Annotated in this window: 20 protein-coding genes and 1 tRNA gene; 9 read left to right on the top strand and 12 right to left on the bottom strand. The window is 67.1% G+C overall.

What is annotated here, in order from left to right; genetic code table 11:
* Window positions 1-18: 18 nt before the first annotated feature.
* The 9 genes from L8F97_RS09310 to L8F97_RS09270 form a co-directional block, all read right to left on the bottom strand.
* Entirely contained in the window at window positions 19-1,905 is a 1,887-nt protein-coding gene (locus L8F97_RS09310) for a glycoside hydrolase family 127 protein (protein WP_242148768.1), read from the bottom strand.
* Window positions 1,906-2,077: 172 nt separating this feature from the next.
* Window positions 2,078-3,046 (bottom strand): alpha/beta hydrolase, encoded by a 969-nt coding sequence (locus L8F97_RS09305; RefSeq protein WP_242148766.1) that lies wholly within the window; start codon window positions 3,044-3,046, stop codon window positions 2,078-2,080.
* 154 nt (window positions 3,047-3,200) lie between these two features.
* Window positions 3,201-4,601 (bottom strand): alpha/beta hydrolase family protein, encoded by a 1,401-nt coding sequence (locus tag L8F97_RS09300; RefSeq protein WP_242148764.1) that lies wholly within the window; start codon window positions 4,599-4,601, stop codon window positions 3,201-3,203.
* A gap of 11 nt (window positions 4,602-4,612) precedes the next feature.
* Window positions 4,613-6,031 (bottom strand): MmgE/PrpD family protein, encoded by a 1,419-nt coding sequence (locus L8F97_RS09295; RefSeq protein WP_242148762.1) that lies wholly within the window; start codon window positions 6,029-6,031, stop codon window positions 4,613-4,615.
* Window positions 5,979-7,520, bottom strand: a complete 1,542-nt coding sequence (locus tag L8F97_RS09290; protein WP_242148760.1) for a tannase/feruloyl esterase family alpha/beta hydrolase — start codon at window positions 7,518-7,520, stop codon at window positions 5,979-5,981. Before L8F97_RS09290 ends, L8F97_RS09295 begins: the two co-directional genes overlap by 53 nt.
* Window positions 7,520-10,183, bottom strand: a complete 2,664-nt coding sequence (locus L8F97_RS09285; protein WP_242148759.1) for a TonB-dependent receptor plug domain-containing protein — start codon at window positions 10,181-10,183, stop codon at window positions 7,520-7,522. Before L8F97_RS09285 ends, L8F97_RS09290 begins: the two co-directional genes overlap by 1 nt.
* A gap of 117 nt (window positions 10,184-10,300) precedes the next feature.
* Entirely contained in the window at window positions 10,301-11,326 is a 1,026-nt protein-coding gene (locus L8F97_RS09280; protein ID WP_242148757.1) for a hypothetical protein, read from the bottom strand.
* Complete coding sequence (locus L8F97_RS09275) at window positions 11,323-12,438, bottom strand: CapA family protein (protein ID WP_242148755.1); 1,116 nt, start codon at window positions 12,436-12,438, stop codon at window positions 11,323-11,325. The genes L8F97_RS09280 and L8F97_RS09275 overlap by 4 nt, the downstream gene beginning before the upstream one ends.
* The gene (locus tag L8F97_RS09270; RefSeq protein WP_242148754.1) at window positions 12,435-13,613 is read right to left on the bottom strand and encodes a cytochrome P450; all 1,179 of its coding nucleotides are present in this window, start codon (window positions 13,611-13,613) and stop codon (window positions 12,435-12,437) included. The genes L8F97_RS09275 and L8F97_RS09270 overlap by 4 nt, the downstream gene beginning before the upstream one ends.
* A gap of 78 nt (window positions 13,614-13,691) precedes the next feature.
* Between L8F97_RS09270 and L8F97_RS09265 the strand changes: the two genes are divergently transcribed.
* On the top strand, window positions 13,692-14,687 hold the full coding sequence (locus L8F97_RS09265) for a LacI family DNA-binding transcriptional regulator (protein ID WP_242148752.1): 996 nt from the start codon (window positions 13,692-13,694) through the stop codon (window positions 14,685-14,687).
* 33 nt (window positions 14,688-14,720) lie between these two features.
* Here L8F97_RS09265 and L8F97_RS09260 read toward each other — a convergent pair whose 3' ends face one another.
* Complete coding sequence (locus L8F97_RS09260; RefSeq protein WP_242148750.1) at window positions 14,721-15,617, bottom strand: SDR family oxidoreductase; 897 nt, start codon at window positions 15,615-15,617, stop codon at window positions 14,721-14,723.
* A gap of 95 nt (window positions 15,618-15,712) precedes the next feature.
* Between L8F97_RS09260 and L8F97_RS09255 the strand changes: the two genes are divergently transcribed.
* The gene (locus L8F97_RS09255; protein WP_242148749.1) at window positions 15,713-16,549 is read left to right on the top strand and encodes a helix-turn-helix transcriptional regulator; all 837 of its coding nucleotides are present in this window, start codon (window positions 15,713-15,715) and stop codon (window positions 16,547-16,549) included.
* 97 nt (window positions 16,550-16,646) lie between these two features.
* On the opposite strand, the gene L8F97_RS09250 is transcribed toward L8F97_RS09255, so the two are convergent.
* Window positions 16,647-16,736, bottom strand: a tRNA-Ser gene (locus tag L8F97_RS09250).
* Window positions 16,737-16,898: 162 nt separating this feature from the next.
* Between L8F97_RS09250 and L8F97_RS09245 the strand changes: the two genes are divergently transcribed.
* The 5 genes from L8F97_RS09245 to L8F97_RS09225 are packed head-to-tail and all read left to right on the top strand — an operon-like array spanning window position 16,899 to window position 20,541.
* Entirely contained in the window at window positions 16,899-17,726 is an 828-nt protein-coding gene (locus tag L8F97_RS09245) for a DUF1134 domain-containing protein (protein WP_242148747.1), read from the top strand.
* Window positions 17,727-17,764: 38 nt separating this feature from the next.
* Window positions 17,765-18,178, top strand: coding sequence for a DoxX family protein (locus L8F97_RS09240; RefSeq protein ID WP_242148745.1), 414 nt, complete (start codon window positions 17,765-17,767; stop codon window positions 18,176-18,178).
* A gap of 46 nt (window positions 18,179-18,224) precedes the next feature.
* Window positions 18,225-18,806, top strand: a complete 582-nt coding sequence (gene pdxH / locus L8F97_RS09235) for a pyridoxamine 5'-phosphate oxidase (protein ID WP_242148743.1) — start codon at window positions 18,225-18,227, stop codon at window positions 18,804-18,806.
* Window positions 18,803-19,753, top strand: a complete 951-nt coding sequence (locus L8F97_RS09230; protein WP_242148741.1) for a cation diffusion facilitator family transporter — start codon at window positions 18,803-18,805, stop codon at window positions 19,751-19,753. The genes pdxH and L8F97_RS09230 overlap by 4 nt, the downstream gene beginning before the upstream one ends.
* Window positions 19,750-20,541: a PhzF family phenazine biosynthesis protein gene (locus L8F97_RS09225; RefSeq protein ID WP_242148739.1), complete on the top strand. Its 792-nt coding sequence runs from the start codon at window positions 19,750-19,752 to the stop codon at window positions 20,539-20,541. Before L8F97_RS09230 ends, L8F97_RS09225 begins: the two co-directional genes overlap by 4 nt.
* Before the next feature lie 26 nt (window positions 20,542-20,567).
* Here L8F97_RS09225 and mnmA read toward each other — a convergent pair whose 3' ends face one another.
* The gene (gene mnmA / locus L8F97_RS09220) at window positions 20,568-21,698 is read right to left on the bottom strand and encodes a tRNA 2-thiouridine(34) synthase MnmA (protein WP_409929027.1); all 1,131 of its coding nucleotides are present in this window, start codon (window positions 21,696-21,698) and stop codon (window positions 20,568-20,570) included.
* A gap of 166 nt (window positions 21,699-21,864) precedes the next feature.
* On the opposite strand from mnmA, the gene L8F97_RS09215 reads away from it, so the two are divergent.
* Together L8F97_RS09215 and L8F97_RS09210 are read left to right on the top strand one after the other, a co-directional pair.
* A complete protein-coding gene (locus tag L8F97_RS09215; protein ID WP_242148736.1) occupies window positions 21,865-22,092 on the top strand; it encodes a hypothetical protein in 228 nt (75 codons plus the stop codon).
* A 97-nt stretch (window positions 22,093-22,189) separates the two neighbouring features.
* The gene (locus L8F97_RS09210) at window positions 22,190-22,489 is read left to right on the top strand and encodes a DUF1153 domain-containing protein (protein ID WP_242149087.1); all 300 of its coding nucleotides are present in this window, start codon (window positions 22,190-22,192) and stop codon (window positions 22,487-22,489) included.
* Window positions 22,490-22,540 lie beyond the last annotated feature (51 nt).

The raw sequence follows: 22,540 nt of genomic DNA, 5'->3' as shown, positions 1-22,540 counted from the left end.
TGTGCCGTTGCGGCCCCGTCAGGCTTTCGCAGGCGCATTATCGCCAATTTTCCAATAGGTTGCGTAATGTTCATGCGCCACCTGATGGTAGGGCTTGAACTCGACAGGCTCGCCCCGCGCATCCGGCATGGTGAAGGTCAGCGGGTCGGCGCCCGGCCGGACTGCCCGCGCGATCGCCTCCGGATCGCCGTCGCCCAGAGACGGGACGGGAACCGGCGTGTTGAGGTACTCGCCGTATTTCCGCTCGTTGACGACAAGGTCGCTTCCCGCAGGAATACCGGCGTTCCCGAACGCTCCCGCCAGCACCAGCGGGCCATAGGTGAGCGCGAAAATGTCCGGTGCGGACGGCAGCGGCGCCGCTGCGACGTGCATCGGCAGGGACAGGTCGATCGTGTCGCCGCTGTGCCAGACCCGGTCCACCGTGACATAGCTGCCCGGTCGGTCCGCGTGTGCCACCACCTCGCCGTTTACCCGCACCTCGACGGCCGGCGCCCAGGCGGGATGCCGCAGGTGCAGCGCCAGCGACGTCGGCCGCGCGAGGGTCCAGCGCAGCCGCGTCGAGGGCGCCTCGGGGAAACGCGTGGTCTGCGTCAGCGTGGCGTGTTGCTGCCGCCAGGTCACCGCAGACGGGATGAACAGGTTGACCCACAGCGCGCGATCATTGTGGAAGTAGATCGCCTCGCCGTATTTGGCATGGTTTTCCATGCCGGTACCGGTGCAGCACCAGAAGGAATCGACGGCCGTGCAATACAGCTTCACATAGCCCGGCCGCGCGCCCTGGAAGTAGGTAACCATCCCGCTCTTTGGGTCCTGCGACGCCAGGATGCCGTTGTAGAGTGCGCGCTCATAGAAGTCGGCGTACGCAGCGTCCGGCCGCTGCAGGAACAGCATCCGGGTCAGCTTCAGCATGTTGTAGATGCCGCACGTTTCCGAGCCTTTGGCGGAGAAAACGTGCTGTGCCGCATCCACGACCGGGTAGAAATGCTCGGCATCGCCGTGCCCGCCGGTCGCATAGGAACGGGTCTGCACAACGGTGCGCCAGAAGAACTCGGCAGCGCTGTGATAGTCCGCGGCACCCGTCACCTCGGCGACCCGCTGGAAACCGACGATCTTGGGGATGGTCGTGTTCGCGTGCACCCCGTCGAGGTGATCCTGCGCCTTTTCCAGCGGCACCAGCGTCGCCTTGTGCGAGAAGCGCGTCGCCATCGTGCGGTAGTCGGGATTGCCGGTCAGCGCGAACAGGTCGGCGAAGATCTCGTTCATGCCGCCATGCTCGACCCCGAGCATCGTCTCGAAGCGTTCGTCCGACAAGGAACGGGTCGCGACCACCGCCCAGTCCGCAAAGCGGATCAGAACGTCGCGCGCCTGCGTGCTGCCGGTTTGCTGATAGGCGTCGCGCAGGCCCGCGTAGACCTTGTGCAACGTGTACCAGGGCACACCCGTCACCTTGCTGTCGTCCGCGATGAACGCGGCGACGAGACCCGGCCCCTCCGGGAACGCGCAGAGTAGCCCGGTGTCACCCGCCTTCTGACAGGCGGCGAGCTCAGCGACGATATAGTCGACCCGCTGGCGCATCCGCTTGTCGCCCGTTGCGGCACTCATGAACGCGACGCCGGAGAGATAGTGGCCGAGCGAATGCCCCTGACAATGGATGTCGGTCCACGTCGGGGCGGACTCCCATCCGCCGTAGATCGGCGCTTTGGGCGGCAGACCGGCATTGACGCGGAAGCTATGCAGCAGCCGGTCGCAATCCAGGCTGAGCAGATAGGCAGCGCTCAATCGCTGCGCCTGCAAGAAGGGGCCATCGAGCAAACGGACATCGCGAAGTTCAAAGCCGCTCAGCGTGCTGCCCGTCGCTGTTGAACCGGTATCGGCGGCAAGGCTGGGGGTGGTGCCAACAGCCATCCAGGCTGAAGCGAGGCCAAGTACGCTGGCTGACCCAAGCTCACGGCGGTTTAAGCCGCCATGCTTGCAACACGGCTGATCGAACACGCTCTCTCTCCCAAACGGCTTTGCGGCCTTATCCGGTTGCGCCCACGATTTGGCAACCGCGACGACAGAGCGAAGATCAAGCCGCCTAGCCGAGCCCTTGCGCCTGCGCCCAGACGGCGAACATGTCCTTCCAGTGCCGCGCGGGCTCTCCTGCCGCGCCCGGCAACCCCAGGCCGTGCCGGCCGGCGGTGAACAGATGCGTCTCAACCTTGACGCCCGCCATCTTGAGCGCGGCGCGCATCTCCACGGTATTCTCGACCGAGACGGTCGTGTCATCCTCGGCATGGGCCATGAAGACGGGCGGCGTCGCTGCGGTCACGTTATGCGCCGGGCTATGCGCTCGCTGGGTCTCGACCGACGGGTTTGGACCCAGCAGCATGTCGCGCGAACCACCATGTGCGAGCGGCGCGCTCATCGACTGGACCGCATAGATCGGCGCCGCGATCGCTGGCCGCGCGCTCAGCCGATCCGCCGCATCGACCGGCGCATACACTGTCGCGTCATAGCGGGTGGCGAGATCGCCGCAGACATGACCGCCAGCCGAAAAGCCGAGCGCGCCCACCTTGGCGGGATCGATGCCGTAGGTCGGCGCGCGCGACCGGATCAGTCGCATCGCGCGCTGCGCGTCTGCCAGCGGCACATCCGCGCGGTGCGCCCAGCCTTCGCCCGGCAGCCGATAGTATAGGACGAACACCGTCCAGCCGCGCTCGGCGAGCCAGGGTCCGATCTGATACCCTTCCACGTCGATGACGATCACCGAATAGCCGCCGCCGGGCGTCACCAGCAGCGCCGCGCCGTTGGGCCTGGAAGGCCGGAACACCTTCATGCGCGGGCGAACGATGCCCTTGACCATGCGGCCGTGATGCTGGGCGTCGCCGGTCTCGATCACCTGTTCGACCGGCAGGATGGCGGGGGCACCAGGCGGGATGCCGGGCCACACGTCGATCTCCTCCGTGGGGTAAGCGGGCCAGGCGCCAGGGACCGCCGCGCGGGCCGCAGAGCTTAGCAAACCGGTGGCCATGCCGGCCAGCAGCGTTTCGCGACGATTCAACATAGGCGCTCGTTGCCCCTCTCCGACACGATCATCACTGCCAGATCGGCACATGTCAAAGCCAATGCTGCTCCTCGCTGATGCGGCGACGGCAACACGCTTGCCGTTCGGGGGGCTTTTCTAACGGCTGAGGAGACGCATTGCATTGGCGCCCCCGCTAGTGAACCCGCTCCCTTGTGTCCTGTACGTCTGTCTCCGAAGCTGGCTCGCCCGCACACGTGTGCTCCACGGCACCGCAGGGCCGGAGGAACCGGGCAGGTCGATAGGCCGCAAAGCGCGCGGTCGGCCCCGCTGATCGATTCAGGCTCGATGCCAAAAGCGCGGCGTCGTCCCAACGGCCGGTCGAAATGCGCCGGTCTAACACCGTGATCGCGGCCACGGTCTCAGCGGCATTGAAGGTGCAATGGCCGGTCGCCTGAACATACACCTGGCGCAGCATCTGCCCGGAGGCAGCGCGGCGCACGATGTCCTGATATGCCTGCTCATACGTCACCATCGTCGCGCCGTCTCCGATGGTATGCAGCGTCAGGACAGGGCGAAGAAGCTTGCCGGTCGGAACGAAATTCGCGCGCATATAGGCGACCGCCTTCGGATCGGCGGCGATGCGCGGTGCTTTGGCAAGCGTCGCGAGATCGGCGGCAAGCGATAGCCCCGCGCGCCGATACAACGCCTCCACCATCGCCCGCTTGCCCGAGGCTGCAAGTTGCGCCGCGTAATCGACGTCGATGTTCCACGACGCGTTGCCACCGGCGCGGCGCTCCTGTTCGAAGCGGGGGAAGAAGACCCCCATCGCGAACCAGCGCGCATAGGCATCGACCCGCCCGTCGAGATCGGACGAGCCCGCCGGCGGTGCCTTCGCATCGGGCCGGTCGGGCAGTTGTGCGAACACCGCGGCAAGCGCGAGGCGGGCGCGGCCTGCCGGCGTGGCAGTCGCTTTGGCGAGCAGCGCGTCCACCGCCGGGCCTTCCTCGCGGATCGGGGGTTGCGGGGCGCCGGGATGCCAGACGCCCACGATGCGAAGCGGTGCGCCGGGATCGACCAGCGTCCTCAGCGCCCATGCGCCGTCGAGCGCCTGGTTCTCCATGCCGAGCGTGCCCGATAGCGACGCGCACATCGGCATCGCCCCGTCGATCCGGTCCGGATGGCGCTCGACCAGCGCGGCGGTGACGAGGCCGCCCATCGACTCGCCATAAGCGATGACGCGACGCGGTTTGCCGACGGCGCGCGCAAACGCGTCGAGCGCGTCGATCTGGTCCGGTACGGCTTTCTCGACCGCCCAGCCGGTTTCGCGGTACGAACTGCCGAGCAGCGCATATCCGCTTGCCAGCAACGCCTCCGCGCCTTCGTGCGGGCGATCGCGCGGCGGGTTGGCCGGGCCGGCGCTGAAGCCATGGCTGAACAGCAGCACCGTGCCGTTCCACTGCGCCGGGATGTCCGCCGCCCAGACGTTGCCGGTATCGAGCCGCGCCTCGACATGCCGCACAGCCGGCGCCGGAGCCGGAGCCGGAGCTGCGCCGATCGCCAGCAGCGCTGCCAGCGCGATCATCGTGCGAGGCATGTCATTCTCCTTCAATCGCGCGCCAGCAGCATGGCGACGTTCGTATCGCCGCCAAGCGACAGCAGTCGTTCCGCCAACGCCCCCGCCGCTGCCGCACTGTAGGGCAGCGCCGCCTCCCCCGCACATGCCACGAATTTGTCGATCAGCGCCGCGGTCGCGATCGGGCGGTCAGGATGACCGAGCGGGACCATCACCGCCTCGCGCAACACGCTGCCGTCATCGAGCGTGACGGTGACGATGCCGCCGAACGCGGTCGCCACCTGCGCGGTGTCATGGATCGCCGCCATGCGGGCGGTGAGCGCAAGCAGATCGGCATCGGCCCGCGCGCCACCGTCGAAATCCTGCAGTCCGACCGCGCCGCGCACCAGCGCGCACGCCACCGTGTAGAAAATACTGAACTTGGCGTCGATCGCGGTGGCGGGCGCCTGCTTACGGGCCGGCGGCTCAACCAGCATGCGCTGCACGTCGCCGACCGTGATGGTGATCCCCGCAATGCGCTGCCACGCGCCACCAAGCCGCTCGCGCAGGCGCAGCGCCGCCTCGATATAGGCGTGCGTGCCGCGACAGGCCGGCCAGCGCTTGAAACTGAGCTGTTCGCCGTGCACCCGCTCGCCCAGCCCGTCGAGCAGTACCGCTTCATCGAACATGCCACCCGCATAGAGGCGATAGAAGCCACCTTCCCCCTCCAGCGGCGACTCGAAACCGATCACGCCGCTTTGCGCCAGTAACGCCGCCGTCACCGCCGCCTGCGCCGGGAAAGCCTCCCGCACGGCACGTATCGTAGTGGCGACGCTATGCTTGATCTCTCCGGGCGCGGTCGCCTGACACAAAGCGAGCGACAGCGCCGACCGGGTCTGCGCCGCATCGAGGCCGAGCAGCCGCGCCGCGCCTGCCGTCGCGCCGAACGCGCCCAGGATCGGCGGCGGATACCAGCCGCCTGCCTCCATCGGTACGCCAAGCGCGAGTGCCATGCGACAGGTCAGGTCACAGCCGATCGCCATCGCCGCGAGAAACTCCGTGGCGGTGACGCCGCGCGCATCCGCCAGCGCGAGCAGCGCGGGCACCAGCGCGGCATTGGGGTGGCAGGGCGCACGGTCGAACGCATCCTCAAAATCAAGCGCATGGGCGAGCGCACCGTTGGCGAACGCCGCTGCGGTCGCCGGCACCCGCTTCGTACCGCCGAGCAGTAGGCTCGGCCCGGTGCCGCTCGCCAGCGAGAGATCGCGGAACGGCGTCGCCTCCGGGCTCAGCCCGCTTGCCCCCAGCATGACGCCGATCGCATCGAGCAACGCCAGCCGCGTCATGTCGAGCGCGTGCGGCGACAGCGCCGCGTACGACATCTCGGCGATGTGCGTGGCGATGCGGTCGCTCAGCATGTCAGCGGTACGCCGCCAGCACGGGATCGAGCACACATCGGTACGATCGCGCATCCGCCTGATCGCCGCCGGTATAGCGCGCGCTCTGTGGGAACGCGCACAGCTTGCGGGTGAACACCGGCACGCCCGCCGACAGGCGCGTGCCGATGACCGCATCGGGCGTGCGGCCATGCTCGACCCAGTCGATCACCGACCACAGCACGTCGCCCTGCGGATCGCCGGGTGCGGTGGCCTGCCCCGAGCCCCCGAACTGGTCGACACCGGGGCCGCCCTGACAATGGTACATGCCCGGCACCATCATCAAACGCACCGATTGCCGAAGCGCGGCCATCCCGCCCTGTGCGGCGGCAAGCCGGCGGTAGAAGTCGATCGTCGGCCCGGCGATGACCGAAGGGTCCTGCCAACCCTGATAGATGATCGCCTTGCCACCGCGCGCGAGGAACGGGGCGATGTCGGTACGGTCGGCGCGCAACTGCGGCATCGCAGTATTGGCGGCGGCGAGATCGGCGCTGCGCCGGAACGTGTTCTCGTCCCAATCCGGGTTGTTGTGCACCGCATCCGCCCACATCTGGCGCAGCAACGGCGACGGCGGGCCAGGCCGCGTCCGCACGCCCGGCAACAGGCCGCGGTCCATCGGCCGTCCGTGTTCATCGGGCATTGCGCCGACGATGGTGGCGAGCATCCTCACCTTCGGCGCGGACAGGCAGCCGCCGCTCTGGCCGGGCTTGCAGGCGAGCGCGGCCGGCTTGAACCCGCACGTCAGCGGGTTCTCGACCACGCCGTCGCGCACTCCGTCCTTCGCGTCGCAGGCTGCAAAGGTCGCCTTCTCGTACAACGACCAGTCGGCGTCGCTCAGCGCCGCAGCCGGTTGCTGCTTCTGAAGCAGCGAGGACCACATCATCCGCACCGAAATCAGCGGCATGTACGGCCCCGGCGCACCCGCGACGATGCCGTCGTAATCGGCGGGATATTCCTCCAGTTCCTTGAGGCCCTGCCGCCCGCCGCCCGAACAGCCGAGGAAATAGCTGTGCGTCGCCGGCCGCGCGTAGAAGCGCGCGACGATGGCTTTGGCGGCCAGCGTGGCGAGGTGCGTGGCACGGTGTTCGTAGTCGGTGCGCACCTTCGGGTTCATCATCCAGTGCGGCTGGCTGCTCCTGTGGCCGCTGTCGGTGGTGACAGCGGCGAACCCTTCGGTCACGCGGCGGCTGAGGTCGTTATAGTTGAACACGCCGGCATCCCCGCCGACACCGGCGCCGAGCAGCCGGCCGTTCCACGCACCCGCCAGCGGCAACCATAATTCAAAGCCGATATCGCCCTCGATCGTACCCGCGACCCGACATAGCGGTACCCGGACGGGCAACGACTTGTACCCGCCCGGCGTATCCGGCTGGAACGGCTGCGCAGCGTTCGCATGAACCGCCGCCGCGTTGGTGACGACGACCGCGCCGGCGTATGTTCCCGCCAGGCTCGCGCAATCCTGTGCCGCCGCCGGCACCGCCCAACCGGCCGCGACCAGGCCGGCGAGACACCAGCGGCGGCGCATCAGAACTTGACCCCGGCGGTGACCGAGATCAGCCGCGGGATTGGGTTGGTGGATTGCGGATCGTAGCCGCGCACCTGATCGACGAACGGCGGGTTGCGGTTGAACAGGTTGCGCGCATCCACCGACAGCGTGAAGCGCGGCGTGATGTCGAAGCCGAGGTACAGGTCGACCGTGTCGTAGGCGCTGATCCGCTGGTACGGCGTCACGCCGGTGTTGGCGTAACCGCTCAGATGGTTGAGCGTGACACGCCCGTGCACCGCGCCCACCGTCGCGCCGACATCCGCCTGCATACGGAATTTCTGCGGAAAGTTGATGGTGTTGACGACGTTGGTGAAGGCGGCACCCGGCACCGGGATGTAGCCGTAATGCGTGAAATAGGTGCCCTGCACGCCGCTGTCGATCTTCACCGCGCCGAAGCTGTGCGCATAGTTCAGCCCGAAATCGAGCCCACGCACCAGCGCCTCGCCAAGGTTCTGCCGTCGCCCGTCGACGATGAACGTCACCGTTGATGCATTGATCGCCTGGTTGATCGGCAGGCCCGAGCCGATCAGGGCCGCGACCTGCGCCGCACTTGGGTTCAGCGTGACGAACGGCGCGTAGAGCGGGTTGGTGAGGATGCCGGACGTGCCGCGCAACGCGTTGATCTGGTTCTTATAGTCAATGTCGAAATAGGTCGCGGTGGCGACCAGCCCGGGCACGAACGACGGCGCATATTCGAAACCGGCCGACCACGTCGTTGCCGTTTCCGGTTTCAGGCCGGGGTTGCCGCCGGCGATGCCGATGCCGGTCTGGTTGCCGGCCGCGCCGGGCAGCGTATCGTAATACAGGCCGGCGCCGCCAGCGACCTGCGAGATTTCGGTGAAGGTCGGCGCGCGGAACGAGGTGCCGTAGCTGCCGCGCACCGTCAGATTGTGGATCGGCTTCCATGTCACGCCGACCTTGGGGTTCTTGGTATCGCCGAAGTTGCTGTAATGCTCATACCGGCCGGCGAGCGACACGGTGAGTTGCTGGAAACCGGGAATGGCGTTGGCCGCGCCGAAGATCGGCACGTACAATTCGGCGAACACCGCCTTCACGTCGCGGCTGCCGGCGTCGGCGATCGTCCGCTGCGCGGCGCTGTTGCCCATCACGAGGCTGGTGAAGGTATATTCCTTGCGATATTCCCCGCCGATCGCGGTGCGGACGTTGCCGCCGGGTAGGTGGAACAGCGACCCGGTGAATTGCAGGTTCGCGACGTCGAGCCGGGTCGCGCCGACGATCTGGAAATAATTGTCGTGGATGCTCGCCAGCGTCGCCGGGTTGTTCGGGCCGCCGAACACGTTGAGCGCGGTCGCCGGGTTGGGGTCGGCCAGCGCCGTCGCCAGCGCCGCCGCGTTCACGCCGACACGCCGGTCGGACACGTCCTTGGACTCGCCGTGCTGGTAATAGGCCGTGGCGGACCAGTCGCCGAACAGCTTGGCCTCCGCGCCGCCGGACACGTTCCACGAATAGCCGTGGTACGGGTTCTGGTCCGCGCCGAGTTCGGGCAGCAACGAATAGGCGACCGTCTCCGATGTCACGCCAGCGGCAGGCGCGACGAAGAACGGGTTGGTGTTGCGCACGGTCGCGGTGAACGTGTCGTTGATGCCGGGCGTGATCCCGTCGCGGTAGGAATAGAAACCGTCCGCGAAGATGCGCAGGCGCGAACCAACATCCTGGCTGAAATTGACGACCGTGCTGATCCGCTGCTGTTCGGGGATGACCGCGTCGTAGCCATTGTAATCGCACTTGTTGCTCGTTCCCGCGATCAGCGAAGCGGCGTTTGCGGTGGTGACGCCGCCGGCGGGAATGGCATAGCTGCGGCCACCGGCGGTGATCGTGCCGGGGTTGCAGAACGTAGTGCGCAGATCGCGCCCGCTGCGGTCGCGATTGTCGTCGCGGTACCAGGGCAGGCTTGCGCCGTAGAGCGCCGAATTGTGCGTATATTCGGCGGCGAAGGTGAGATAGCCCCCGTTCCACTTCTTGCCGAACAGGCCGGCGACCTGCTGTTCGCCGTAAGCGCCATCATCGGTGAAGCCGCTGCGCGCGCGCAGTTCGGCACCGTCGAAGTTCTTGCGCAGGATGAAGTTGACCACCCCCGCAATCGCATCCGACCCGTAGATCGCCGATGCGCCGTCCGCCACCACCTCGACCCGGCTGAGCATGATCGACGGGATCACCGACGGGTCGGTATATTGCCCCTGCGTGCCCTGCGGCGGCAGGCGCTTGCCGTCGTACAGCACCAGCGTCGCGTTGGTGCCGATCCCGCGCAGGTTGATGCCGGACCCGCGCGTTGCATTGGCCGCGCCGTTCTGCGCGGTGCCGCCGTTGCGGTTCTGCCCCAGCCCGACGACCTGCGGCACGCGGCGCAGCAGATCCGCGCTCGACGTCACCGGTTCCTGCGCGATTTTTGCCTGATCGACCGAGATCACCGCCGAGCCGACCGCCGCGACGCCCTTGATGCGGCTGCCGGTGACGACGATGTCGCTGTTGGTCGCACTGCTGGCGGACGCCGGCTGCGTCTCGTCATCCGCCAGCGCCGTGGCGGGCGCGGAGCCGGTGGTCGGCGTTGGATCGGCCTGTGTCACCGGCTGCGCGGTCTGCGCGGCGGCAGGCGTCGCAAGGGCGATGGCCCAGCGCGCCACACGCGATGCCCGACAAGGTGTGCGCAAGACGTCGTTCGACGAACGAAAGCATGTCAGTCTCCTCTCTCTGAACCGGTCGCGCCTTCCATCGGGCGCGTACCGGAGGGTGTGTTCGAGCTATTGTGCCTCCGCGCGTGCGGGCTTCAGCGCGCGTGAAAACCGCGGCGCCAGCGACAGCAGAACGATCGCGGCGATCAGGATGGCCGCGCCGACCAGATCGGGCGTGCTCGGCGCGGGAAGGCCCCAGCCGACCGCCAGCAGGATCGCGCCGCCGATGCCGGCGACCAGGCTGGAGGCGCGCTCCAGCGGCACGCAATAGGCGTTCTCGCGCGCGTCGAGCAGGATCACCGCCGAGAAGATCGAGATGATCGTCAGCGTCACTGCGATCGCGACTAAGGACCAGATCACCGGATCACCCCACACGCCAAGGAAGCCGATACCGAGTTGCCCCGCCTGCCCGCCGATCCCGCTTGCCGACAGCACCGCCAGCGCCACCACCGCAAGCGGCAACGCGACGATCTTCTCCTCGACGAAATAGCGGCGGATCGAGGCGGGCTCGCCGGTTTTGGAAACCCGCGTCATCACCGCCAGCCGGATGAAGTAGCCGAGCGTGTACAGCACCACGTCGAGCAGCGCGAGCGGCGGCAGCGCGAGGCCGCCACGCGCATGGATGGTGATGAACAGCGCCACCGCCACCATCACCAGCGCGGTCCAGCTCCACCACCGCACCTTGCGCCCGAACATCAGGTCGACCAGCGGCGCGATGATGAGGATGTCGCCGCGCATCAGCAACTGGATGAAAGGGATACTCACGCCCTGGAACGTGAACGACAGCGGCACGGTGAACAGCACCAGCGCGGTGCCGAACGCGGACAGCAAGGTGTAGCGGGTCGGGAACGGTACCCGCAGCCCGGCGACGGCAACCGTGTTCGCCTCGCGGTACCAGCCCGACAACCAGATGAAGACGTACGTCATCACCAGGTTGAGGATCAGCGAGGCGGGCAGCGTTTCCAGCCCGGTGAGCGGCCCACCGAAGCGCGCGTTGGGCTGCGTCGTCACCAGCTTGGTGATGATGACGTTGGGTAGGTACGCGAGGAAATAGAGGAAGACGATCCCCTCCAGCGGGAAAGCGCGGCGGCTCACGCGACGATCTCCACCATGTCGCCCGCAATGACATAGCGGGCGTTCAGCCCAGCCTCGCGGGTAATATCGGCCACGTACGCAACCACCTCCGCATGATGCGGATCGTCCTGCCCGACGATGCGCGGCACCGCGTCGCGGCCGATGTAGAGCGGCAGGAAGCCGCTACGCACGATGCGCCCGCCGGCGACTTCGAAGCGCGCCACCATCGACAGGCGTGACGCGGTCGGGAAGTTATACAGCCCCTCGAAATCCGGCTCCCATTCCTCCGCGAGCACGCGGATCTCGTTCCAGCTTTTCGACGCTGCGTGGGCTGCGCCCATCTTGAGATCGGTCGCGAAGTTGCACAGCGAATGGAACACCGGCCGCCCGTCGATCAGCTCGCACCCTTTAAGGATGTGCGGATGCCCACCGAGGATCGCGTCCGCCCCCGCCGCGATCGCCGCGCGGGCGACGTCGCGCGCGTAATCGGGGATGCTCGCCCGCACGAAGTGGATACCCCAGTGCAGCGAGACGAACACCACGTCGGTATCGGCCTTGGCGGCGCGGATATCCGCCTCCAGAGCGGCGAGATCCTCGCGATGCGGGAAGCTGTGCGTCCGTGGCGGCGTGCCAGGCTGGTCGTGCTCGATCTGCTCGTACACAGTGAAGGCGCGCATCGGCGCGCAGCCGGGGCGACGCTCGTCCGCCCAATAGTTCATCGGCAGGATGCTCGAATAAGCGAGGAAGGCGACCGTCGTGCCGTCCGCTAAAGTATAGCGGGCGGGCTTGCGCGCCTCCGCGATGTTGGCACCGGCGCCGACCACCTGCATGCCGGCTTCCTCGATATGCGCCTTGGTCTCGAAGAACGCGTCGTTGCCCCAGTCGAGCACATGATTGCCCGCCATCGAGATCAGGTCGAACCCCGCGCGCGCCAGTGCAGCGGCCCCCTCCGGCCGCGCCAGCACCGCATGGCGTGCTTGCGGTGCGCGCACGCCCGCCGCCGCGAAACTGGTTTCGAGTTGCCCGAACGTCACCTCGGCGTCGGCGAGCACGTCGCGCGTCGCGACGAAGCTCTCGTCATAGTCGGCGCGGTCCATCGCGAGATCACCGACCGCGAGGACCACGCCGCTCATGCCGCCACCCCGAACCGGATCGGCGCCGACAGCGCGCCGATTTCGGGAAAGCGCGTCGGCTTCGGCTCGCCCGCCAGCGTGAACGACGGCGCGGCGGCGAGCAGTTCCTCGATCGCCACGCGCAATTCCAGTCGCGCCAGGGCGGCACCGACGCAATTGTGCGGCCCGCGACCGAACGCGAGCGAATCCTTCATGTTCGGCCGGTCGATACGGAAGCTGTCGGGCTCGTCGAACACATCGGCATCGCGGTTGGCGGAGGCATAGACCAAAGCGATCGGCTCGCCTGCGGGGATGGTGCGCTCCCGAATCGTCACCGGGCACGTCGCGGTGCGCGCGAAACCGCGATACGGCGCGTACAATCGCAGGAACTCCTCGATGGCGGCCGGCATCAGCGACGGGTCTGCGCGCAGTTCCGCCTGTAGATCGGGGTGACGCGACAGATGCACCGCGATGGATCCGATCACCACGCTCGGCGCGATCAGCCCGACCACCAGCACCTGCCGGATCGTACCGACAATCATCTCCTCAGGCAGCGGCTCGCCATCGACCCGTACCGCCAGCAGCGCGCTGGTCGCATCCTCGTCGACCGGCAGCGGCGTGGCGCGACGGTCCGCCACCACCTCACGCGCCATGTCGTAGAGCAGTGAACTGGTTTCCTTGGTGGTGTCCATGTCGGCGGACTGCACCGCGACATTGTAACGCCGCCCGGCATCGACCAGCGCGTCGATGGCGTCCGAATCGAGGTTCATCCAGTGCGCGAACACCGCCACCGGCATGTGCGCGCCATAATCGGCGCAGACGTCGCCGCCGCCATTCGCGACCATCCTGGCGACGAGATCGCGGCAGATCGTGCGCACCACCGGTTCGAGCCGCGCGATGCGCCGCTCGGTCAGCAGCGGGCTCAGCGCGCGGCGATACGGCGTGTGCTCCGGCGGATCTAGATGCAGCGGCGGCCGACGGCCGGTGAACGCGACCTTGGGTACGACGTTCTGCTGCGAGGTGATGTAGGTCTGCCACTCGGTCGCTGCGGTAGCGACGTCGTCGTGCTTCATCAGCGCCCAGAAACCGCCCCACGTATCGCTATGCACGACCGGGCACTGCTCGCGCAGCCGCGCATAATCGGCATGAGCACTGTCGAAGCTTTCAGCGGCGAGCGGATCATAGTCATGAGACATAACAATCTAGCTATGCGGCGATGTAAGCGCTTGCAAGCGCTTTCTTGCACAAAGCTTGCGCAAGGGTAGAAGCGGCGCATGATCGCTCGGGCTCCCCGTCTCGAAGACGTCGCTGCGCTCGCCGGCGTGTCCACCGCGACCGTCTCGCGCTTCCTCAACAACCCCGGCGTCGTCGCCGCCGCGACGGCGCGGCGGATCGAGGCGGCGGTCGCGCAGACCGGCTATCTCCCAAACCTCAATGCCGGCGCACTCGCGTCGAACCGCTCGCGATTGATCGCGGCGCTGGTGCCGGACATCGCCCAATCGATCTTCAACGACACGATGGAGGCGATGATCGAGCAGCTCTCCGACGACGGCAACAGCGTCGTCATGTCGCTGACGGGTGCTGACAACCGCCGGCTCAACGCGCAGATCAACGCGGCATTGTCACGCCGGGTCGATGCGATCATCCTCACCGGCATCGTGTCCGACCAGCACACCCGCGAGCGCCTGCGCAGTCACCCGATCAGCGTCATCGAGACATGGGGCCTGCCGGAGGATCCGATCGACGTTGCAGTCGGCTTCTCGCACGCCGCGGCCGGGGCGGCGATGGCGGACTTCCTGCACGAGCGGGGCTACCGCCGGCCGCACCTCATCGTGCCGCGGTCGGCGCGCTCGGAACGGCGCGCTTCGGGGTTCGAGAAAAGCTGGTGCGCCACAGGGGCCGAGCCGCCGACGCGGTTCGAGGTCGCCGTGCCAAGCCACTTCGGCCAGGGTCGCACCGCGTTCCTCGCCCTGGCTACACTGCCCACCCGGCCCGACGTGGTCGTCTGCGGATCGGATTGGATCGCCCAAGGCCTCATTGTCGAAGCGCAGGCGGCGGGCGTGCGCGTTCCAGAGGCCCTTGCCGTCACCGGGTTCGGAAATCTTCGGCTTGCAGACGACATGCGTCCGACGATCACCTCGGTCGATATCGATGGGTCGCGGATCGCAACCGAGGTCAACCGTATCCTACGTCGCCGGGCCGCGGGGGAGACGGGTATCGAAAGGCATGTCGATGTCGGCTTCAACATCGTTCCTCGGGAGAGCGCCTGAAATCCGCCAGCGAGCACCGGCGATCGATCAGGTCTAGGCGAGAGCAGGATACTCCATCACGGCGAGATCAGTGAGGAGGTCGGGGCCAGTCGGCTCCCACCCCAGCCGTGCCCGCGTCCAGGCGTTCGATGCGATCATGTCAAGCGCTGCGAAAGGCGCCATCCACCCAAAATAATGCTCGACCTCTTCGGTCGCGACCGAACGGACCGGCAACCCCGTACCCTTGCCGATCGCCTCGGCGATGGCCCGTGCGGTGACGCCCTCCTCTACCGATGCATTGTATCGCGCTCCCGGCTCACCCTTCTCCAAAGCCAGGACGTAAAGCTTCGCCACGTCGCTGACATGGGCTGCGGACCAGCGGGTCTGCCCCTCGCCCACATACGCTACTGCGCCGGCACGCCGCGCCTCGGCGACCAGCGGCGTGATCAACCCGGCCCTGGTGGTGTCGTGCACCTGCGGCAGCCGGATGGTACGCACGTCGATGCGTCGCGCGATCAGCGCTGCGCCCGCAAGCTCGGTCGCGATGCGCGGATTGGCGTGGCGCGGGTTGAGCACGTCCTCGGTCGCCAGACCACCGCCCAACGGTGTGCCGATGCCGACACCCGAGGTAATCAGGAACGGCTTCTGCGTGCCTTCCAGCGCCTCACCCATTGCGGCGATGTTGCGTTCGTCCTTCTTGGTATTTTCGAAGAAGGTCTCGAAGTTATGGTCAAACGCGCAGTGGATCACCGCATCGACCGCCGCTGCGCCGCTGGCGAGCGTCTCCGGCTGGTTGAGGTCACCGCGATGGACCTCCACGCCGGCCTCTTCGAGCCGACTGGCGCCAGCGTTGGAGCGGGTGAGACCGAGCACCTGATGGCCGCGATCGAGTAGCTCGGGAATTACGTGCGAGCCGATGAAGCCGGTCGCACCGGTCAGGAATACGCGCATGGGGATCTCCTTCTTGCCAGCGCGGCGTATCCCGACCCGATCGGACATGGTAAAGTAGTGTCGTTATCATGGTATAGTCTGCAACAGGATCGATCATGGCAAGCGATGCGCCTAATCAACTCGGCACCTATCTGCGTGATCGACGCACGCGTCTCGATCCGGTCGCATTCGGTTTCGCCGGGGGCCGAAGGCGCACGCCAGGCTTGCGCCGTGAGGAAGTGGCAAGCCGCGCGAACATCAGCGCGACTTGGTATACGTGGCTGGAACAGGGGCGCGGCGGCGCGCCATCGGCCAACGTGCTTGATCGCATCGCCAAGGGCCTGATGCTGACCGAGCCGGAACGCGAGCACCTCTACATGCTGGGGCTCGGCCACCCGCCTGAGGCACGCTACCAGCCGGTCGACGGCATTAGCCCCCGACTACAGGGCGTGCTCGACGCAATGCTGCTGAGCCCCGCCATCATCAAGACCGCGATGTGGGACGTCGTCGGCTGGAACAGGGCGGCTGCGGTGGTGCTGACGGACTATGCCAAGCTGCCGCGCGAAGGACGCAACATCCTTCGCCTCATGTTCGGCAGCGACCACGTCCGGGCTCGCAACGAGGATTGGGACAGCATTGCCCGCTTTGTCGTCGGCGCCTTCCGCGCAGACGTCTCGCGCGCGGGCGCGAACAACAGTGCGGCGGCCAGCGAGCTCGTTGCCGAACTTTGTCGCCTCAGCCCCGAGTTCGAGAGGCTGTGGCAGGATAACGACGTGGTGGCGCACGGTGAGGGTGTGAAACGCATCCACCACCCCGACGCGGGGCTGCTCGCGATGGAGTTCTCCTCGTTCGCAGTGGAAGGGCGGCCGGAACTCGGGATGATCGTCTACAATCCCGCATCGTCAGCCGATGCCGAGCGATTGCGCGCGCTGCTGGACATGCGCGAAGCCTGATCGGGAGACGGCGCCGAGGGCGCTTGGCAGTGCGCCTAGACCGTGGAGGAGAAAGCAGCGCTGCTACGAACGTGTCGGCATCGATCGACGTATGCACTGGCGGAGACGGAGGGATTCGAACCCTCGATACGGTTTCCCATATGACGCTTTAGCAAAGCGTTGGTTTCAGCCACTCACCCACGTCTCCGGCGCACGGCAGAGCGGGGCTATAGCGGCGCTTTTCGGAAGGATCAACCGCATGTGTTGCGCGCATTTGCCGTAAAATCGACTCGCCTCGGCGTGCGGTTCATTGTGGATAAAGCAAAACAGGCGCTACGCTCCCGCGACTTGAGTTCGGGGGAGTTGCGCGATGCGCGGTGGTTTTGTTCGTTGTTCGATGATCGCGGGTGCGCTCGCCACGGTGGTGGCACCCGGCTTCGCGCAGGTGCGGACGGTCGATCCCAACGAGGCGATCGATAGCGACCTTCGCAATGCTGGCCCGCGTACGCCGACGATGAGCAACCCGGCCGCGCGTACGCAACCGGCGCCGGAGCGTTACCCCGACACGCCGGTTCCCGCCGAAACCGATTCGCGCGTGTCGGCCGGCACCAGCTACGACGCACCGCCCGCGCGGCGCGATACCCGGCCGCCAGCGGCACCGGCTGAGGGCGGGTTCGACACGCGCGACCGGGCCGAGGCCGCTGCCGCCCGCCCCGATACGTTCAAGCGCGAGGAACTGCTCAGCGCAGCCGAGGGCACGTTCGGTAAGGGCGCCGCCGGCCTGTCCGGCATCCTTGAGCGCACGCTCAAGGAACAGGGCGAACCCAATGCCTATATCGCCGGCAGCGAGGCTTCGGCGGCGGTGGTGCTCGGCCTGCGCTATGGCAAGGGCAAGATGTTCCATAAGATCGAGGGCGAACGTCCGATCTACTGGACCGGCCCGTCCGTCGGTTTCGATCTTGGCGGCGATGCCAACAAGGTGTTCGTGCTGGTCTACAATTTGTATGACAGTGAGGAAATCTATCATCGCTTCCCCGCCGCCGAGGGGCGCCTATATTTCGTCGGCGGGTTCGCCGCGACATATCTGCGCTGGGGCAACGTCGTGCTGATCCCGATCCGGCTCGGCGTCGGCTGGCGGCAGGGCGTCAATGTCGGTTACATGAAGTTCAGCCACAAACAGAACTGGTTCCCATTATAATCCGGTCGCAGCCAACGCTGCCGCGCCGCCTGGAGCGGATGCGGACAGGCGCGCGCTGGGTGCTGGCGGCGGTGTACCTGACAGCGGGCGTGCTGCATCTGCGCGACCCCGCGCCGTTTCTGACGATCGTGCCGGCGTGGGTGCCTGACCCCGCGGGTACGATCGCGGTCACCGGCCTATGCGAAATCCTCGGCGCGATCGGGCTGCTGGTGCCGCGCCTGCGCTGGTGGGCAGGGGTGATGCTCGCGGCGTATGCGGTGTGCGTGTTCCCCGCCAACATCAAGCACGCGGTCGATTACGTGACCCTTGGGCGTGGCGGGTTGAGCCTATGGTATCACGTGCCTCGCCTGCTGTTGCAGCCGGTGATCGTATGGTGGGCGCTGTTCGCCGGGTGCGTGATCGATTGGCCGCTGCGCCGGCACAGCTATCCGCGCAGTTCCGCGTTCCGATAGCGACGCGGCGGTGGCGAACGAACGGTTCGCACGGTAAGGCATCGCCATGACCGACGATCCCTTTGCTCTGTTCGACGCCTGGTACGCCGAGGCCCGCGAAACCGAAATCAACGATTCGAACGCGGTGGCGCTCGCCACCGTCGACGCGCAGGGCTGCCCTGCGGTGCGGATGGTGCTGTTGAAGGGGCACGGGCCGGAGGGCTTCGTGTTCTACACCAACCGGCAGAGCCGCAAGGCGGATGACATCGGCGCCAATGCCAACGTCGCCTTGCTGTTCCACTGGAAATCGCTGCGCCGCCAGATCCGCATCGAAGGCGCGGTGACGCAGGTGTCGGACGCGGAGAGCGATGCCTATTTCGCCAGCCGTGGCCGCGATTCGCGGCTCGGCGCATGGGCGTCCGACCAGTCCCGCCCGCTTGACGCGCGCGAGACGTTCGAGGCACGCTTCGCCGAGATGGAGGCGCGCTTCGCAGGCGGCGACGTGCCGCGCCCGCCGCACTGGGGCGGCTACCGCGTCGCGCCGGAGCGGATCGAATTCTGGCAGGACCGCGCTCACCGGCTGCACGAACGACGGCTGTTCACGCGCACGGCCGGTGGCGGCTGGAACGAGGGTTTGCTCTACCCGTGAGCGTGGACTCGCGCCTTTCGCTCAGCAAACTGCCGCTGGCGGCGCGCGGAGCGCTTGCCAGCGTGGGGACCGCGTGTTTCCTGCTGGCGTTGAAGGGCTATGCGGCATGGTCCACCGATTCGGTGGCGATGCTGGGGTCGCTTGCCGATACCGCGCTCGATCTCGTTGCGTCGTGCGTCACCCTGTACGGGGTCCATGTCGCGACCATCCCGGCGGATCATGACCATCGCTACGGCCACGGCAAGGCGGAGGCGCTCGCGGCGTTGTTCCAGGTCGCGTTGATCGCGGTGTCGGCGGTCGGCATCCTGTGGGAGGCGATCCGCCAATTCGGCGCGCCCGCCACCACGCATGATGCCGGCACCGGCATCGGCGTGTCGGTCGCGGCGATCGCCGTGACGCTCGTGCTGGTCGCCTATCAGCGCCGGGTGATCGCGCAGACCGGCTCGGTCGCGGTCAGCGCGGACAATGTGCATTACCAGTCCGATCTGCTGCTCAACGTCTCGGTGATCGTCGCACTGGTACTCGATCAGGTGATGCACCTGCGCGGCGCCGATCCCGTGTTCGGCGTCCTGATCGCGCTATGGCTCGGCTGGGGGGCGCTGCGTTCGGCCGGCAGCGCGATCGAACTGCTGATGGACAAGGAATGGCCGGTCGAGGAGCGCGACCGGCTGATCGCGCTGATCGCGGATCATCCCGAACTGCGCGGGCTGCACGACATCCGCACGCGCCGGTCGGGCACGCACGATTTCGTGCAATTCCACATGTACGTCGCGCCAGAGATGACGGTGGCGGACGCGTACGAAGTCGTCGAATCGGTGACCGAGCGGATTCACGTCGCCTACCCGAAGGCGGACGTGCTGATCCACGTTGATCCGGGCTGGCGGCTCGATGCCAATAATCCGCTGATCGAGCCCGACGTGATCGGCAAGCCCAAGGAGCGCGCATGAGACTCCCCTTCACCCAAATCGACGCCTTCGCCAGCACCCCGTTCGAGGGCAACCCGGCGGCGGTGATGCCGCTGTCCGAGTGGCTCGACGACGATGTGCTGCTGCGCATCGCCGCCGAGAACAACCTGTCCGAAACCGCCTTCCTCGTCCCCGATGCGAGCGGCGACAGCGACTTCGAATTGCGCTGGTTCACGCCCACCAACGAGGTAGTGATGTGCGGGCACGCCACACTGGCGAGCGGCCACTTCGTATTGAGCGCCGACCGCAATCGGGAGCGCGTCACGTTCCGCACGCGGCAGGCGGGCACGCTGGCGGTGGCGCGTGCCGGCGCCGATTACCAGTTGTCGCTGCCGGTGTGGGCGCCCTCACCCAAGCCGCTGCCGGAGATCGTCGCCGCGCTCGGCGTGACCCCGGTGGAGACGCTGTGGCACGAACATCGTTACGGGCTGATCGTGCTCGAGAACGAGGCGCAGGTCCGCGCGGTCGAGCCCGACTTCCGCAAGCTGGCGCGCGAGGGCGATTGGCTCACCATCGTCAGCGCGCCCGGCGACACGACCGATATCGTCAGCCGCGCCTTTGCGCCGGGCGGCGGCATCGACGAGGACCCGGTGACCGGCTCCGCCCACGCGGTCGCGGTGCCGTATTGGGCGAAGCGGCTTGGACGCGATACACTGACCGCCTATCAGGCGAGCGCGCGCGGCGGGCGCCTGACCTGCACGCTCGATGGCGATCGCGTGGTGCTAGGCGGCGCTTGCGTGACGGTGATCGAGGGGACGTTCTTCCTGTAACCGGCGGACCTGCGGTCGCGCTGGCGCTATGCCGCGACCAGCGCCCGCTCGGTTTCCTCGATCCAGCCGCCGCCCAGCACCCGTTCGCCCGCATAAAGCACCGCCGCCTGCCCCGGCGCGACGCCATATTCGGGCGCATCGAACCGCACGCTGTCGCCGTCGAGCCATGCGGGCACCGGCTTGGCGAGCGAGCGCACCTTGGCGGTCAGCGGCCCGGCGAAATCGCCGCCCAGCCAGTTGATCCCGGACAGCCGCGCCGCGCTGACGCCGAGCGCCGCGCGCGGACCCACCACGACCTGCCGCGACGCCGCGTCCAGCCGGATCACGTACAGCGGCTCGGGCGTGCCGCCGATCTCCAGCCCGCGCCGCTGGCCGACGGTGAAGTGGATCAGCCCCTTATGCCGGCCGAGCACACGCCCGCCCTCGTCGACGATCTCGCCGCTGGTATCCGCCTCCGGCCGGAGTTTTTTTACGAGCGAGGCGTAATCGCCATCAGGCACGAAGCAGATGTCCTGACTGTCCGGCTTCATCGCCACGCCCAGCCCAAGTTCCGCAGCCAGTTCGCGCACGCGCGGCTTGGGCAGGCCGCCCAGCGGGAAACGCAGATAATCGAGCTGACTTTGCGTGGTCGCGAACAGGAAATAGCTCTGGTCGCGCGCAGGATCGGCGGCACGGTGCAGTTCGGCGCCCTGTGCGCCCTCGACCCGGCGGACGTAGTGGCCGGTCGCAAGGCAGTCCGCGCCGAGATCGCGCGCGATCTTGAACAGATCGGTAAACTTCGGCCCCATGTTGCAGCGGACACACGGGATCGGCGTGCGACCGGCGAGATATTCGTCGGCGAACCCGTCGATCACGTCGGCGCGGAAGCTGCTTTCGTGATCGAATACGTAATGCGCGATGCCAAGCCGGTCGCACACGCCACGCGCATCGCGAATATCCCGCCCCGCGCAACAGCTTCCCGCGCGCCCGACCGCCTCGCCATGATCATAAAGTTGCAGCGTAATGCCGATCGTCTCGGCCCCGGTCCGCGCGGCGAGCGCCGCCACCACCGATGAATCGACACCGCCCGACATGGCAACGACGATGCGACGACCGGAAAGATCGGCGCCAAGCTGGAAATCGGCTTCGGAGATCATGGTCACAAGATAGGCCTTCATACAGGCCGATGCAAAGCACCTCTGCATCGCGACGCGTGCGACGTCCCTGCGAACACGCCCGAACTACGCAACTTTTCTTTGCGAGCTTTACCAGCCCTTTAGACGCCGCGGCTAAAGCTCTCTTCTCGTCGAAGCGATCGGCGTGCGTGACCAGAGGCGTATTCGAGTGGATCTGAGTTTCTCCAGGTTTGAACACGACGGTCGCGTTACGGGCCTGCCGCCGGATCTGGCGGTGCTGATGGTCGGCGTCACCGCGCGGCAGGCCGCCAGCCCGACCGCGATGATCCATGCCCGCCTTTCGTCGCATGTCGTGACGGACACGCCGTTCGCGCCATCGCACGGCGCGTTCAATGCACGCGTCGCCGCGCTGTTTACCCGCTGGAAGGGGACGTGAAGGCAGCGTTTACCACGCTGCTTTAAACGCCCTTCAATCCGGCAAGATATTGCCGTTTCGAGTTTGAGAGGGGGCCCCCGCCCCGATCGAGGTGATGATGATCGAGAACCAGAAAATTCGTCCGGCCAAAGTGATCGGCCCGCTCGGGGAGCCGCTGACGCTCGAGTCGTTGCCCCCGCCCGAGACGACGCGCTGGGTCGTGCGCCGCAAGGCCGAGGTGGTTGCCGCGGTCAACGGCGGGCTGCTGAGCGTGGACGAAGTGTGCGAGCGCTACAACCTGACGGTGGAGGAGTTTGCCGGCTGGCAGCGGGCGATCGACCGTTCCGGCATGCCCGGGCTGCGCGTGACCCGCATCCAGCATTATAAATCGCTCTACGAGCGCCAACAGAAATACTGAGCACGACGGATTGTTGAATCGCAACCGGAACAAACTTCCCGCCCATACGTC

Origin of the sequence: Sphingomonas sp. BAUL-RG-20F-R05-02 (assembly GCF_022662305.1) — a bacterium.
GTDB lineage: Bacteria > Pseudomonadota > Alphaproteobacteria > Sphingomonadales > Sphingomonadaceae > Sphingomonas.
This window is presented reverse-complemented; position numbering and strand designations above follow the sequence as displayed.

Bases quoted from the DNA above. Each gene is read 5' to 3' on its own strand.
- L8F97_RS09275 (WP_242148755.1), bottom strand. From the start codon at position 12,438: ATGAGCGGCGTGGTCCTCGCGGTCGGTGATCTCGCGATGGACCGCGCC.
- L8F97_RS09255 (WP_242148749.1), top strand. From the start codon at position 15,713: ATGGCAAGCGATGCGCCTAATCAACTCGGCACCTATCTGCGTGATCGA.
- L8F97_RS09295 (WP_242148762.1), bottom strand. From the start codon at position 6,031: ATGCGCGATCGTACCGATGTGTGCTCGATCCCGTGCTGGCGGCGTACC.
- L8F97_RS09305 (WP_242148766.1), bottom strand. From the start codon at position 3,046: ATGTTGAATCGTCGCGAAACGCTGCTGGCCGGCATGGCCACCGGTTTG.
- L8F97_RS09240 (WP_242148745.1), top strand. From the start codon at position 17,765: ATGCGGACAGGCGCGCGCTGGGTGCTGGCGGCGGTGTACCTGACAGCG.
- L8F97_RS09245 (WP_242148747.1), top strand. From the start codon at position 16,899: ATGCGCGGTGGTTTTGTTCGTTGTTCGATGATCGCGGGTGCGCTCGCC.
- L8F97_RS09210 (WP_242149087.1), top strand. From the start codon at position 22,190: ATGATCGAGAACCAGAAAATTCGTCCGGCCAAAGTGATCGGCCCGCTC.
- pdxH (WP_242148743.1), top strand. From the start codon at position 18,225: ATGACCGACGATCCCTTTGCTCTGTTCGACGCCTGGTACGCCGAGGCC.
- L8F97_RS09265 (WP_242148752.1), top strand. From the start codon at position 13,692: ATGATCGCTCGGGCTCCCCGTCTCGAAGACGTCGCTGCGCTCGCCGGC.
- L8F97_RS09260 (WP_242148750.1), bottom strand. From the start codon at position 15,617: ATGCGCGTATTCCTGACCGGTGCGACCGGCTTCATCGGCTCGCACGTA.
- L8F97_RS09290 (WP_242148760.1), bottom strand. From the start codon at position 7,520: ATGCGCCGCCGCTGGTGTCTCGCCGGCCTGGTCGCGGCCGGTTGGGCG.
- L8F97_RS09310 (WP_242148768.1), bottom strand. From the start codon at position 1,905: ATGGCTGTTGGCACCACCCCCAGCCTTGCCGCCGATACCGGTTCAACA.
- L8F97_RS09270 (WP_242148754.1), bottom strand. From the start codon at position 13,613: ATGTCTCATGACTATGATCCGCTCGCCGCTGAAAGCTTCGACAGTGCT.
- mnmA (WP_409929027.1), bottom strand. From the start codon at position 21,698: ATGAAGGCCTATCTTGTGACCATGATCTCCGAAGCCGATTTCCAGCTT.
- L8F97_RS09300 (WP_242148764.1), bottom strand. From the start codon at position 4,601: ATGCCTCGCACGATGATCGCGCTGGCAGCGCTGCTGGCGATCGGCGCA.
- L8F97_RS09225 (WP_242148739.1), top strand. From the start codon at position 19,750: ATGAGACTCCCCTTCACCCAAATCGACGCCTTCGCCAGCACCCCGTTC.